Source organism: Bacillus sp. cl96 (genome assembly GCF_900100505.1).
GTDB lineage: Bacteria > Bacillota > Bacilli > Bacillales > Bacillaceae_G > Bacillus_A > Bacillus_A cereus.
Window position 1 is genome coordinate 196,852 of the sequence record NZ_FNDM01000008.1, and the last position, 13,379, is coordinate 210,230.

Below are 13,379 nucleotides of genomic sequence, written 5' to 3' on the forward strand. Positions count from 1 at the left end.
TAGGAGGGAATTATGAACAAGCTATTGGAATGGTATGTTAAATTTTTAACCTTCTTTCCTCGATGGCTAAGAAGACTTATAATTTGGGGTATTATTTTGCAAATTTCGATGTTAGGTTGGATTAAGTTAATTCGTGAATGGTGAGATAGTTCCTTTCTGTGAATATTTTGTTTGTACTATATTTATTACGCTAAAAATTACAGATATAGAAAGGATGAGATGAATGACGAGATTGAAGCAAGTTTTTGGTATTATTATTAGTTTTTTTGTTTTTTGGTTTAGTATGCTCGGTGTACAAATGTTTGCTGAGTTTTTAGATATTGAGTCATTGAAATTTGTTGCGGGAAAGACTGAGGCGGCGCGTGCTTTTTACTCTCCGTACCCGTTTTTAATTGTTTTTCTTATTACATTGCTTTCCCTATACTTCTTCGTAATTAAGCTAGGGAAGCCGAAAAAAGAGAAAATGCCTACTTTAGAGGAAAAGAAGGAAGAATTACAATGATAAAATCCCCTGCTAAAAAGCAGGGGATTTTATATTTGAGTGATGGGAGGAATCTAGCTGCCTCCGCTTTTAGATATTATCCAGCTTCAGCGGCTAGAATCTCCGGTCATTTCGCTCTCTCGCATGAAGCAAAAAGCGCTTCAAGGTCGAGAGCTTGAAGTGCCCTGCGATTCTGAGCGAGCCGCTTCCACTTTTAGATATATCTAGCTCCAGCGGCTAGAATGGTCGGTGGCTTCGCGTCTTCCTGCGAGGCAAAAAGAGCCTCTACGTCAGAAGCTCCATCCTCCTCCCATTCTGAACGAGCCGCTTCCGCTTTTAGATATTATCCAGTTCCAGTGGCCAGCTCTTCGCATCTAAGAACCTCCCGCACGAAAGGTAAAAAGCACCTTTTGTGCGAGAGAACCTTAGCTGGTCAGAGCTAAACGGGCCACTTCCACTTTTAAACTGGCCTAACTAATTCAAATTGTTCTCCTAATTTTGCATAGTTGTGTCCTGCTAGGCGGCTTATTGGTTTGAGTCCTTCTGCGTGAATGCGCCCTTTTTCATATAGATGTTCTGCAACGTGGAAACGAACGACGCGTCCAATTAGTAGATCACAAGCTGGTGAGTCTTCCGTTCCGCCAAGTGGAATTGCACGTTCTAATACGCATTCCATTCGAATATTTGCTTCTTTTACACCTGGAACAGAGATGACTTCACTTTCGATTGGTGTTAGTTTTGCTAGTTCAATTTCACTTTCATTTGGCGGGAGGTTAGCTGCTGTTTCGTTAATTGCTGCTACATACGATTCGTCAGAAATATGTACGACAAATTCTCCTTTTTCAATTGCGTTTCGGGAAGTGTCCTTTCTTTCTCCTGCTTTTCGTTGTACAGATACTGAGATAAGTGGTGGATTAGCAGCGACAATATTGAAATAACTATATGGTGCTCCGTTTAGTACACCTTCTTTTGTTACAGAAGTAACGAATGCGACAGGACGAGGGATGATACTTCCGGTAAGTAATTTGTAATTATCTTTTTCAGTTTGTTCATTTGGATTAATGGATAACATGCTTGTAATCCCCTTTCTAAATATGAATACTTATTGTTTGTTTACAAGATAACGATGAGAAAATCCTGCTGGAAATAATATTTTGTTTCATAAAAAGAACTTACTTCAATTGTAATGAAGTAAGTTCTTTTTCAAGAATCTCAAATTTGAGATAAAAATTAAAGTAAAACGTATGCCCCAGGCCCGATTAAAGCTACACCAACAGCGACAGCGATTAACATTAAGTTATATTCATATCCGTTTTGTGTTACCCAGTAACCATTTTTTCCGTGAACAGTGAAGATAGCCATTAACATTGTTCCAACGATAAATAATGAACCAACTACAATGAAAATACCTGATGCAAATAAGAAACCACCTAGTAATTCAGTTGCGCCAGCCATAAATGCCATAAATACACCAGGACGTAAACCGATTGACTCCATCCAGCCACCTGTTCCTTTTAAACCGTAACCGCCGAACCAACCAAATAATTTTTGAGCGCCATGACCCATGAATGTAATTCCTATAATAAGACGAATAATAAGTAGACCGAAATCCATCATTTTTAAAAACCTCCTAAAAGTTATTAACTTACCTTATGTAAGTAATAATAAAATAGTTACTTACTTTAGTCAAGTGGATTTTGAAAAAAGTTTGAATTAAATTTTACAAATTAACAACAAAAAATAAAATGTAGTAAAGACCTCTAGACAAGTTGGGCAAAAAAAGAGAAAATATAAATAGAAGTTAACTTCTAATTGTTATTCAGACAATCAGAATTGACTGGAATTTTGTGAAGCGCTACAATAAGAGTCTATTAGTAATGACATAATTTATTTCGAAAGCGTTTTTACAGTATAATATTCGAAGTATGAAGTCTTACATGTATCCCGAGTTTTACTAGGGATTGCCCTATAAACTTTTAGGTAAATTATAAGGAGGACTATCCTATGTTTAAAAAATTATTCGGTCTTGGTTCAAAAACAAATGAAGAAACAATCGTAGCTCCATTAACTGGAGCAGTGAAAAATATTGAAGAAGTACCAGATCCAGTATTTGCTGGTCGTATGATGGGTGACGGTGTTGCAATTGATCCTACTGAAGGTGTAGTTGTATCTCCAGTTGATGGTGAAATCGTACAATTATTCCACACAAAACATGCTATCGGAATTAAAGCGAAAAACGGTACAGAAATTTTAATCCACGTTGGATTAGAAACTGTAAAAATGGAAGGTGAAGGTTTCGAAGCTCACGTTTCTGAAGGCCAAGCTGTAAAAGCTGGAGATAAATTAATCTCATTCGACTTAGAATTAATCCGTGAAAAAGCGAAAAGCACAATTACTCCAATTGTTATTACAAACACAGATGCAGCTGAGTCTATTAAGACAACTGTAGGCGTAGCAGCTACAAAAGGTTCAACAGAAGTAATGAAAGTTACAATGAAATAATTGCAATATAAGAGGAATCCGTTTCGTATGAAATGGATTCCTTATTTTTGTTGCGTGTTCAGTATGTATGTTAAAATACTCTAGGCACTTGGAAATAGGGTTTCACATATATGTGGATAAGGCGCATTTTTCTTAGAAAAAATATAAGAGAAATGCGCCTTTTGTATATTCACATTTCTTTTGTTCTATTCTAATGTAAGTTATGATGAATGATAAGAAATTGAATATAGGGGTGGGTTTGAATGAAACGAGTGTTATTTGTTTGTACTGGCAATACATGTCGTAGTCCAATGGCTGAGGCGTTGCTTCGTCATCACGGAGGAGATAAGTTTGAAGTGCAATCTGCTGGTGTTTTCGCCTATCCTGGGAGCGATGCATCGGTACATGCGAAGGAAGCTTTAGCTGAAAAAGGAATTTCAATTGATCATGCGGCGCAGCAAGTAAATGAAACTTTGCTTGATTGGGCTGATATTGTCGTAACGATGACAGAAAACCATAAGCAAATTGTACTTGGGCATTATCCGAGCGTTGAAAAGAAATTAAATACGTTATATGGATTAACTGAAGGTATAGGCAAGGACATTTCAGATCCATTTGGAGGCTCGCTTTCTATTTATAAAGAAACGTTAGATGAGATGGAAAAACTTGTACAAACTTTACTGAAAAAACATTCAGTAGGTTGATGTTTCGTGTATAATACGATATTGGAGATCACTTCTTCTTATATGAGGTAGCGAGTGTGAAATGAAGATAATTGATTGAAACTTTGGAGGGGTAAAAATGAAAGTAGTAATAGCATCTGATCACGGCGGTATGAATATCCGCAAAGAACTTGTAAGTTTATTAGAAGAGTTAAATATTGAATATATTGATTTAGGTTGTGAATGTGAAGCTGGTTCTGTTGATTACCCTGACTTTGCGTTTCCAGCAGCTGAAATGGTAGCGAATGGTGAAGTAGATCGTGGTATTTTAGTTTGTGGGACAGGCATTGGTATGTCAATCGCAGCAAACAAAGTAAATGGTATCCGTTGTGCGTTAGTTCATGATACTTTCAGCGCGAAAGCGACGAGAGAGCATAATGACACTAACATGCTAGCAATGGGCGAGCGTGTAATTGGTGCTGGTCTAGCGCGTGATATCGCGAAAATTTGGTTAACAACTGATTATGAAGGTGGTCGTCACGAAAACCGCGTAGGAAAAATTAAAACATACGAAACAAAGTAATAGATTCTAACTATCAGTAGTGTGAAATATAATTTGGTGAACCAACCTGTGAAAGGAAGAGGCGTAATGACAGAAATCGTAAAGGTAAGAGAACAGCTACAAATGTCGCTTTCTGATTTCCAAGAACAAGCTTCATTACAAAGCGGTCAAGTTTTTGTAGTGGGTTGTAGCACGAGCGAAGTGCTAGGCGAAAGAATTGGAACATCAGGAACGATGGAAGTAGCAGAGGCGATTTTCTCTGAGTTAAAACAATTTCAAGAGCAAACAGGTATTGAATTAGCGTTTCAATGTTGTGAGCATTTAAACCGTGCTTTAGTAGTTGAGAGAGAAGTAGCGATAAAATATCAATTTGAAATTGTAACAGTTACGCCTGTTAGATCAGCAGGTGGTGCATTGGGGACATATGCGTATCACAATTTGAAAGATCCGGTAGTAGTTGAGTTTATTAAAGCTGATGCAGGGATGGATATTGGTGATACATTTATCGGTATGCATTTAAAGCATGTAGCTGTTCCGGTTCGTACAAGTGTGAAGGAAATTGGAAGTGCGCATGTAACGATGGCCAAAACACGTGGAAAACTAATTGGTGGAGCACGTGCTGTCTATGCGGCAGTGGAAGAGACTACCACTTGCCGTTAAATATGAGAAATTAGAAAGTCATATAGTACCTGTTTATCATAAGGTAAAAGGTATGTTGTCTGACTTTATAATAGAAGAAAGAAAAGACCGATTTTCGGTCTTTTTTTTCTTTTATGATATAGAAAGTCATGTTAGAATGTAGTTGAAAACATGAAGGTTCGAAAGAATTACAACCTGAATTTTCGTTTTTTCTGAATAAATAAGAAAAAACTGTTGGGAATCGATGTAATTCGTTCAGAAAAGGGGGATTTTGGTGGATCATTTAAAACGTCAAGATGAAAAGGTATTTGCTGCAATTGAGGCAGAACTAGGAAGACAGCGTTCAAAGATTGAGTTAATTGCTTCGGAAAACTTCGTAAGTGAAGCAGTAATGGAGGCACAAGGTTCTGTTTTAACGAATAAGTATGCTGAAGGATATCCTGGAAAACGTTACTATGGTGGCTGTGAACACGTAGACGTAGTAGAAGATATCGCACGTGATCGCGTGAAAGAAATTTTCGGCGCAGAGCACGTAAATGTTCAACCACACTCTGGTGCACAGGCGAACATGGCAGTATACTTCACGATTTTAGAGCAAGGCGATACAGTACTTGGTATGAACTTATCTCATGGTGGTCACTTAACACACGGAAGCCCTGTTAACTTCAGTGGAGTACAATATAATTTCGTAGAATATGGCGTGGATGCTGACTCTCACCGTATTAATTACGATGATGTATTAGCAAAAGCGAAAGAACATAAACCAAAATTAATCGTTGCAGGTGCAAGTGCATACCCTCGTGTTATCGATTTCAAGCGATTCCGTGAGATTGCAGATGAAGTGGGCGCTTATTTAATGGTTGATATGGCACATATCGCAGGTTTAGTAGCTGCTGGTTTACATCCAAATCCAGTACCACATGCACATTTCGTTACAACGACAACACATAAAACGTTACGTGGTCCGCGTGGTGGTATGATTTTATGTGAAGAGCAATTTGCAAAACAAATTGATAAATCAATCTTCCCTGGTATTCAAGGTGGTCCACTTATGCACGTAATCGCTGCAAAAGCTGTTGCATTTGGTGAAGCACTTCAAGATGATTTCAAAACATATGCACAAAATATCATTAACAATGCGAACCGCTTAGCTGAAGGTCTTCAAAAAGAAGGACTTACACTTGTTTCTGGCGGAACAGACAATCACTTAATCTTGATTGATGTTCGTAACTTAGAAATCACAGGTAAAGTAGCAGAGCACGTATTAGATGAAGTTGGTATTACAGTGAACAAAAATACAATTCCATTTGAAACAGCAAGCCCATTTGTAACAAGTGGTGTACGTATCGGTACAGCAGCTGTAACATCTCGTGGTTTTGGTTTAGAAGAAATGGATGAAATTGCGTCACTTATTGCTTATACATTAAAAAATCATGAAAATGAAGCTGCATTAGAAGAAGCACGTAAGCGTGTAGAAGCGTTAACTAGCAAATTCCCAATGTATCCAAATCTATAATAGATTGAAGAAGACTGCCGAGACTTAATTGTTTTGGCGGTCTTTTTTTTGGACATATATTATTTTTAAAGTATGTATACAAATGATGAATAAATTTTGGCGATATAATGAAGGATACAGCTCCCATAATTGGTAAAGATACTAGATAGATTCATTGTAAAATCATGATTTTGCCAAATTTGCCCTTGAATATTAGTAGCGTTTTCTTTACAATCGTAAATAGTGTAAAAAAGCGTGCAAACGCATGAATATCATCTAAAGGAGAGATTCACATGGGAAAACTGTATGTATTTGATCACCCGTTAATTCAACATAAGATTACATATATTCGCGATAAGAATACAGGTACGAAAGATTTTCGTGAATTAGTGGACGAAGTAGCAAGCTTAATGGCTTTCGAAATTACTCGCGACCTTCCACTTAAGGACATTGAAATTGAAACACCTGTAAGCAAAGCGACAACAAAAGTGATCGCTGGTAAAAAACTTGGTTTAATTCCGATTTTACGTGCAGGTTTAGGAATGGTTGATGGAATTCTGAAATTAATTCCAGCAGCAAAAGTAGGACACGTTGGTTTATACCGTGACCCTAAAACATTGCAACCGGTAGAATACTATGTGAAACTTCCAACGGATGTAGAAGAGCGTGACTTTATCGTACTAGATCCGATGCTAGCAACAGGTGGTTCTGCGGCTGAAGCAATTAACTCTCTGAAAAAGCGCGGTGCGAAACAAATTAAATTAATGTGTATCGTTGCAGCTCCAGAAGGGGTAAAAGTAGTACAAGAAGAACATCCTGATGTTGATATTTATGTAGCAGCATTAGATGAGAAATTAAATGACCACGGATATGTAGTACCAGGTCTTGGTGATGCTGGTGACCGTTTATTCGGAACGAAGTAAGACAACTGACGAGCAGGGGAGATTCCCCAGCTCGTCTTTTTGCTGTAAGCAAGTAGGGGAGGGGGAGAGGATAAATATACATCGTATATACAACATAAGTTGCATACACCTCACATATAATATAGAAGTCTTACGTCTGAGGAACACTATATTATGGAAGAAAAGCGTTATATCTCGAAAATATAATAGTGACAAACTTGTGAACATTTCCTTCTATTATAAAGAGAAAACTGTTAGAAATTGCATATATGTAACCAGTATTTAGAAGGGGAACGTTTTCATTTTTGGGAGGAAATGCCTAATACTCAAATTTTTAGATTTTTTACGATTTCTCGTTGACACTGTTAATACCCTATTGTATGCTAACAACGGGGATAGATGGTAGGGCTTTCAGTGACAAAATTACATCTATTCCGTGACGAAAATGTAAACTTTTTGTTTTGTATAGGATTTATGCAAAAAAATGAGTTATTATTAACACATCGTGAATGAGGGTTACATATTGGAGGGATGAATCCTTGCAAAAAAACGATCGCAGCCATATAAAAGCTTATGCTTTAATGTCAGGTATTCTTGCTCAATTAGTCGGTTCTATTCTTGTTGGAATCTTTGGTGGGCAGTGGATTGATAATAAGGTTGGAACGTTTCCGTTGTTTCTTATTATAGGGTTATTACTCGGACTAGGAACAGGGGTATACGCAATGATTCGACTCATTCGACATTACTATTCGGGAGAGCAATGATGATAGACGTACATGGACTTGTCCAAAGACAAAAGAAATATATGTACTACTTGCTTGCGCTTCTAGTGCTAGGATGGGGATTTACCTCTTACAAGGATGTATTTCTTGGACTGATTATCGGTACGATTTTCAGTTTTCTTAGTTTGCGCATCATTGCACGTAGAACAGACAAGCTGCTAGATCGCGTAACAAATGGAGAAAACGTGAAGTTCAAGGCAACAGCGGTAAGTACATATTCAAGATTCGCCACGATTGGGTTATTAATTTTATTTGCAGCCAAATATCAAGAGTTAATCGCGATGTGGGGCCTAGGTGTAGGATTGCTGACAGGATACCTTGTCATGATCATAGATTTTCTTTATTTAGAGTATAAGAGCAGGGAAGAGAGGTGAATTACTAGTGGAACACGGTAAATTAGTTGAATTTCTAGGTTTAACGTTCGATTTGTCATCAGTTATGATGGTTACTGTAGCAGCAGTTATTGTTTTCTTAATCGCTGTTATCGGAACTCGCAGCTTAGCTCTTCGCCCAACCGGGATGCAAAACTTCATGGAATGGGTGTTTGACTTCGTGAAAGGGATTATCAATAGTACGATGGACTGGAAAACAGGTGGACGTTTCTTAACGCTTGGCGTTACGCTTATCATGTTTATCATCGTATCGAACTTCCTTGGTTTACCATTCATGTATTCAGCAACTGAAGCTGGCGAACATATTGCATGGTGGAGATCACCAACGTCTGATCCAGCAGTTACATTAACATTAGCCGTGATGGTAGTTACCCTCACCCATTATTATGGAATTAAGATGAAGGGTACGAAAGAGTACGTAAAAGGTTATTTCCAACCTATGAAATTCTTATTCCCATTAAAGGTTATTGAGGAGTTTGCTAACACATTAACGTTAGGTCTTCGTTTATTTGGTAACATTTATGCAGGTGAGATCTTATTAGGATTACTTGCTAAGTTGGGCGGAGCATCAGTCCTTGGGGCATTAGGTGCGCTTGTACCAATGTTAGCATGGATGGGATTCAGTGTATTCGTTGGATCAATCCAAGCATTTATTTTCGTTATGTTAACGATGGTTTATATGGCTCATAAAGTAAGCCATGACCATTAATATAATTTAAGTAAGAAAAAATTTATTTTTTTATAATACAAAGGAGGACAAATTAAATGAGTTTAGGTGTAATCGCAGCTGCAATTGCAATTGGTTTATCAGCATTAGGTGCAGGTATTGGTAACGGTCTTATCGTATCACGTACAATCGAAGGTGTTGCTCGTCAACCAGAATTAAAAGGCGCACTTCAAACAATTATGTTCATCGGGGTTGCTTTAGTTGAGGCACTTCCAATCATCGGTGTAGTTATTGCATTCATCGTAATGAACAAATAAGGGAGACTCCCCTTACATAGATGGCGAAGAGTGTTTTTCCGAACTTTCTTCGCCATTGCTTTATGAACGAAACGTATGTCTTTTTTTTTCATATGATCAATTTAGATATTTTGAAGGGAGTGAATCCTTGTGCCAACTTTATTATTAGGAGCTTCCATTCCATTTGGAACGATTGCTTATACATTGTTCATTTTCTTACTTCTATTAGTAATGCTACGCAAATTTGCGTGGGGTCCTTTAATGGGAATTATGAAAGAACGTGAAGAGCACGTTGCTAATGAAATCGACGCTGCAGAAAGAAATAATGCTGAAGCGAAGAAATTAGTAGAAGAACAACGTGAGATGTTAAAACAATCGCGTGTTGAAGCACAAGAGTTAATCGAAAGAGCGAAAAAGCAAGCTGTAGATCAAAAGGATGTTATTGTTGCTGCTGCGAAAGAAGAAGCAGAATCAATTAAAGCATCTGCTGTACAAGAAATTCAACGCGAAAAAGAGCAAGCAATTGCTGCTTTACAAGAACAAGTCGCTTCTTTATCTGTTCAAATTGCTTCTAAAGTAATTGAAAAAGAATTAAAAGAAGAAGATCAAGTGAAGTTAATTCGCGATTATATTAAAGAAGTAGGAGAAGCGCGATGAGCAATGGGATTGTAGCAAAACGTTATGCTGTCGCTCTTTTTAAAATTGCAAAAGAAAAACACGTATTAGAAATGTTTGAAGAGGAATTACGCCTTGTACAAAACGTTTATGTAAAGAACGGAGAACTACATAGCTTTTTAACGCAACCGAACATTTCAAAGGAACAAAAGAAAACGTTTCTTGCAAACGTATTCGGATCTGTTTCTGAATCTATTTTAAATACGTTATATATTTTAATTGATAACAAACGCATTGATATCTTACCTGAAATTGCAGATGAATATGTTGTTCTTGCTAATGAAGAACGTAACGTAGCGGATGCAACTGTATATTCTACTCGTCTTCTATCAGAAGAAGAGAAGCTTAACATTGCTGAAGCATTTGCAAAGAGAACGGGAAAAGATGCAATTCGCGTGAAAAATGTTGTAGATGAAGATTTACTAGGCGGAATTAAAGTACGTATTGGAAATCGCATTTATGACGGAAGTTTACAAGGAAAATTAGCACGTATTCAGCGTGAATTAATGAAGAATAGATAGGGGTGAAGCACATGAGCATCAGAGCTGAAGAAATTAGCGCACTGATAAAGCAACAAATCGAGAACTATCAGTCTGAAATCGAAGTTAGTGATGTTGGTACAGTTATCCAAGTTGGTGACGGTATCGCGCGTGCTCATGGTCTTGATAACGTTATGGCTGGTGAACTTGTAGAGTTCTCTAACGGCGTTATGGGACTAGCACAAAACTTAGAGGAAAACAACGTAGGTATTATCATTTTAGGACCTTACACAGAAATCCGTGAAGGTGACGAAGTTCGTCGTACTGGTCGCATCATGCAAGTACCAGTAGGAAAAGAACTAATTGGTCGTGTTGTAAACCCATTAGGTCAACCAGTTGATGGTTTAGGCCCAATCAATACAACAAACACTCGTCCAATCGAAAGTCCAGCACCAGGTGTAATGGATCGTAAATCTGTTCATGAGCCACTTCAAACAGGTATTAAAGCGATCGATGCTCTTGTACCAATTGGCCGTGGTCAACGTGAGTTAATCATTGGTGACCGTCAAACTGGTAAAACAGCAGTTGCACTTGATACAATCATTAACCAAAAAGATGAAGACATGATTTGTATCTACGTAGCAATTGGACAAAAAGAATCAACTGTACGTAACGTAGTAGAAACACTACGTAAGCACGGTGCATTAGAATACACAATCGTTGTAACTGCATCTGCTTCTCAACCAGCTCCATTACTATACCTAGCTCCTTATGCTGGTGTAACAATGGGTGAAGAGTTCATGTACAATGGTAAACACGTATTAGTAGTATATGATGACTTATCAAAACAAGCAGCGGCTTACCGTGAGCTGTCATTACTATTACGTCGTCCTCCAGGTCGTGAAGCTTACCCAGGGGATGTATTCTACTTACATTCTCGCTTATTAGAGCGTGCAGCAAAATTAAGTGATGCAAAAGGCGGCGGTTCTTTAACTGCACTACCTTTCATCGAAACACAAGCAGGGGACGTATCAGCATACATCCCAACAAACGTAATTTCTATTACGGATGGACAAATCTTCTTACAATCTGACCTATTCTTCTCTGGCGTACGTCCAGCGATCGATGCGGGTACTTCTGTATCTCGTGTAGGTGGATCTGCTCAGATTAAAGCAATGAGTAAAGTATCAGGTACACTTCGTCTTGACCTTGCATCTTACCGTGAGTTAGAAGCGTTCGCTCAGTTCGGTTCTGACCTTGATAAAGCAACTCAAGCGAAATTAAACCGTGGTGCTCGTACTGTTGAGGTATTAAAACAAGGATTACACAAACCGTTACGTGTAGAGAAACAAGTTATCATTCTTTACGCTTTAACACGTGGATTCCTAGATGATATCCCAGTAGTAGATATCACTCGTTTTGAAGAAGAATTCCATGCTTGGTTAGATTCTAATGCGACTGACTTATTAGAAGAAATCCGCACAACTAAGAAACTTACGGATGACGACAAATTTGCAGCAGCAATCAATGGATTTAAAAAAGTATTCGTAGCTTCTGAATAATAAAAGCGGAAGCGGCTCATTCAAGCCGCTGGAGCTAGATAGTATATATAAAAGGCATCTCGGGCTCTGAGATTGCTAAAGGTCATGTAAAGGAAAAGAGTAGGTGCACCTATTCTTTTCCTTCAATCATGAGCAAGAATATCTTGCAACGTAGATTAGGAAGAGGATTCTTACTAATCGTGCCAACTTCCGGAAAAAAGGTGGTGAAAACCTGTGGCATCTTTACGCGATATAAAAGCGAAGATTAACTCGACAAAGAAAACGAGTCAAATTACGAAAGCGATGGAGATGGTATCTGCATCTAAGTTAAACCGTGCAGAGCAAAATGCTAAATCTTTCGTTCCGTATATGGAAAAGATTCAAGAAGTAGTAGCGAGCATTGCGCAAGGAAGCAAAGGGATTAATCATCCAATGCTAAATGCGCGTCCTGTAAAGCGTACAGGATACATCGTTATTACGTCTGATCGCGGACTAGCAGGTGGTTATAACAGTAACGTATTACGTACAGTAAGTAACGTAATTCGTGAACGTCATAATATGGATTCAAACCAATATTCTATTATTGTGCTTGGACGACTAGGACGTGATTATTTAAAACGTCGCGGCTTTAACATTATTGATGAAGTAGTTGGATTATCTGACCACCCATCATTTACTGATATTAAAGACCTTGCTTCTCGAGCAATTGCGATGTTCGCAGATGGTGCTTATGATGAGCTGTACATTTACTACAACCATTACGTAAGTAAAATTTCACAAGAGGTAACGGAAAATAAAATTTTACCGCTTACTGATGTGGCGTCTGACAAACCGACGACAGCTTATGAATTCGAACCTTCTGAAGAAGAAATTTTAAAAGTACTATTGCCACAATACGCAGAAAGCTTAGTGTACGGTGCATTACTAGACGGTAAAGCAAGTGAGCACGCAGCGCGTATGACAGCAATGAAGAGTGCTACAGACAACGCAATGGAAGTTATCGATTCACTTACACTTTCATTCAACCGTGCGCGTCAGGCAGCGATTACGCAAGAAATTACGGAAATCGTTGGTGGAGCAGCAGCGTTAGAATAGTATTAAAAAGCGGAAGCGGTTCGTTCAGAATGAGAGGGGGATGGAGCCTTTTGATGTAGAGGCGATTTGTGCCTCGTAGGAAAAAGCGAAGCCACCGAACATTCTAACCGCTGGAGCTGGATTCAATAAAAAGCGGAAGCGGCTCTTTCAGGAGAGTCGCGTAAGCTAAACTAATAAAAAATTAAAAGCTAACCTCTCTGATAGAGGTAGCTAATTAAAAGAAAGCTAGG

Annotated in this window: 19 protein-coding genes; 17 read left to right on the plus strand and 2 right to left on the minus strand. The window is 38.3% G+C overall.

Annotated features, from left to right (window positions below; genetic code table 11):
* The first annotated feature begins 12 nt into the window (after positions 1-12).
* Both BLT20_RS31110 and BLT20_RS18695 read left to right on the plus strand, forming a co-directional pair.
* The gene (locus BLT20_RS31110; protein ID WP_001037634.1) at positions 13-144 is read left to right on the plus strand and encodes a hypothetical protein; all 132 of its coding nucleotides are present in this window, start codon (positions 13-15) and stop codon (positions 142-144) included.
* Between the two features lie 79 nt (positions 145-223).
* The gene (locus BLT20_RS18695) at positions 224-502 is read left to right on the plus strand and encodes a DUF3935 domain-containing protein (RefSeq protein ID WP_000197472.1); all 279 of its coding nucleotides are present in this window, start codon (positions 224-226) and stop codon (positions 500-502) included.
* A 439-nt stretch (positions 503-941) separates the two neighbouring features.
* On the opposite strand, the gene BLT20_RS18710 is transcribed toward BLT20_RS18695, so the two are convergent.
* Entirely contained in the window at positions 942-1,553 is a 612-nt protein-coding gene (locus BLT20_RS18710; protein WP_000949055.1) for a flavin reductase family protein, read from the minus strand.
* Positions 1,554-1,711: 158 nt separating this feature from the next.
* The gene (locus tag BLT20_RS18715) at positions 1,712-2,098 is read right to left on the minus strand and encodes a DoxX family protein (RefSeq protein WP_000968616.1); all 387 of its coding nucleotides are present in this window, start codon (positions 2,096-2,098) and stop codon (positions 1,712-1,714) included.
* Between the two features lie 387 nt (positions 2,099-2,485).
* Between BLT20_RS18715 and BLT20_RS18720 the strand changes: the two genes are divergently transcribed.
* The 15 genes from BLT20_RS18720 (at position 2,486) to atpG (ending at position 13,149) form a co-directional block, all read left to right on the plus strand.
* Positions 2,486-2,983: a PTS sugar transporter subunit IIA gene (locus BLT20_RS18720; RefSeq protein ID WP_000473665.1), complete on the plus strand. Its 498-nt coding sequence runs from the start codon at positions 2,486-2,488 to the stop codon at positions 2,981-2,983.
* A gap of 242 nt (positions 2,984-3,225) precedes the next feature.
* Positions 3,226-3,666 (plus strand): low molecular weight protein arginine phosphatase, encoded by a 441-nt coding sequence (locus BLT20_RS18730; protein ID WP_000832373.1) that lies wholly within the window; start codon positions 3,226-3,228, stop codon positions 3,664-3,666.
* Between the two features lie 97 nt (positions 3,667-3,763).
* On the plus strand, positions 3,764-4,207 hold the full coding sequence (rpiB, locus tag BLT20_RS18735; RefSeq protein WP_000869542.1) for a ribose 5-phosphate isomerase B: 444 nt from the start codon (positions 3,764-3,766) through the stop codon (positions 4,205-4,207).
* Between the two features lie 66 nt (positions 4,208-4,273).
* Entirely contained in the window at positions 4,274-4,846 is a 573-nt protein-coding gene (locus tag BLT20_RS18740) for a TIGR01440 family protein (RefSeq protein WP_000136386.1), read from the plus strand.
* A 253-nt stretch (positions 4,847-5,099) separates the two neighbouring features.
* On the plus strand, positions 5,100-6,341 hold the full coding sequence (glyA, locus tag BLT20_RS18745; RefSeq protein ID WP_000349805.1) for a serine hydroxymethyltransferase: 1,242 nt from the start codon (positions 5,100-5,102) through the stop codon (positions 6,339-6,341).
* A gap of 272 nt (positions 6,342-6,613) precedes the next feature.
* Entirely contained in the window at positions 6,614-7,243 is a 630-nt protein-coding gene (gene upp / locus BLT20_RS18750; RefSeq protein ID WP_000517539.1) for a uracil phosphoribosyltransferase, read from the plus strand.
* Between the two features lie 378 nt (positions 7,244-7,621).
* Positions 7,622-7,735 (plus strand): DUF4024 domain-containing protein, encoded by a 114-nt coding sequence (locus BLT20_RS18755; protein ID WP_000232962.1) that lies wholly within the window; start codon positions 7,622-7,624, stop codon positions 7,733-7,735.
* 26 nt (positions 7,736-7,761) lie between these two features.
* Positions 7,762-7,986, plus strand: a complete 225-nt coding sequence (locus BLT20_RS18760) for an AtpZ/AtpI family protein (protein WP_001171223.1) — start codon at positions 7,762-7,764, stop codon at positions 7,984-7,986.
* Positions 7,986-8,378: an ATP synthase subunit I gene (locus BLT20_RS18765; RefSeq protein WP_000567600.1), complete on the plus strand. Its 393-nt coding sequence runs from the start codon at positions 7,986-7,988 to the stop codon at positions 8,376-8,378. The genes BLT20_RS18760 and BLT20_RS18765 overlap by 1 nt, the downstream gene beginning before the upstream one ends.
* A gap of 7 nt (positions 8,379-8,385) precedes the next feature.
* Positions 8,386-9,105 (plus strand): F0F1 ATP synthase subunit A, encoded by a 720-nt coding sequence (gene atpB / locus BLT20_RS18770; protein WP_000399871.1) that lies wholly within the window; start codon positions 8,386-8,388, stop codon positions 9,103-9,105.
* 56 nt (positions 9,106-9,161) lie between these two features.
* A complete protein-coding gene (gene atpE, locus BLT20_RS18775; protein ID WP_000052064.1) occupies positions 9,162-9,380 on the plus strand; it encodes a F0F1 ATP synthase subunit C in 219 nt (72 codons plus the stop codon).
* Positions 9,381-9,509: 129 nt separating this feature from the next.
* Positions 9,510-10,016 carry a F0F1 ATP synthase subunit B gene (gene atpF / locus BLT20_RS18780; RefSeq protein WP_001142624.1) on the plus strand — a complete coding sequence of 169 codons (507 nt, stop codon included), beginning with the start codon at positions 9,510-9,512 and terminating at the stop codon, positions 10,014-10,016.
* Positions 10,013-10,555: a F0F1 ATP synthase subunit delta gene (gene atpH / locus BLT20_RS18785; RefSeq protein WP_000064683.1), complete on the plus strand. Its 543-nt coding sequence runs from the start codon at positions 10,013-10,015 to the stop codon at positions 10,553-10,555. The genes atpF and atpH overlap by 4 nt, the downstream gene beginning before the upstream one ends.
* Before the next feature lie 11 nt (positions 10,556-10,566).
* Positions 10,567-12,075, plus strand: a complete 1,509-nt coding sequence (gene atpA, locus BLT20_RS18790; RefSeq protein WP_000027519.1) for a F0F1 ATP synthase subunit alpha — start codon at positions 10,567-10,569, stop codon at positions 12,073-12,075.
* A gap of 213 nt (positions 12,076-12,288) precedes the next feature.
* Positions 12,289-13,149 carry a F0F1 ATP synthase subunit gamma gene (atpG, locus tag BLT20_RS18795; RefSeq protein WP_000157696.1) on the plus strand — a complete coding sequence of 287 codons (861 nt, stop codon included), beginning with the start codon at positions 12,289-12,291 and terminating at the stop codon, positions 13,147-13,149.
* Positions 13,150-13,379 lie beyond the last annotated feature (230 nt).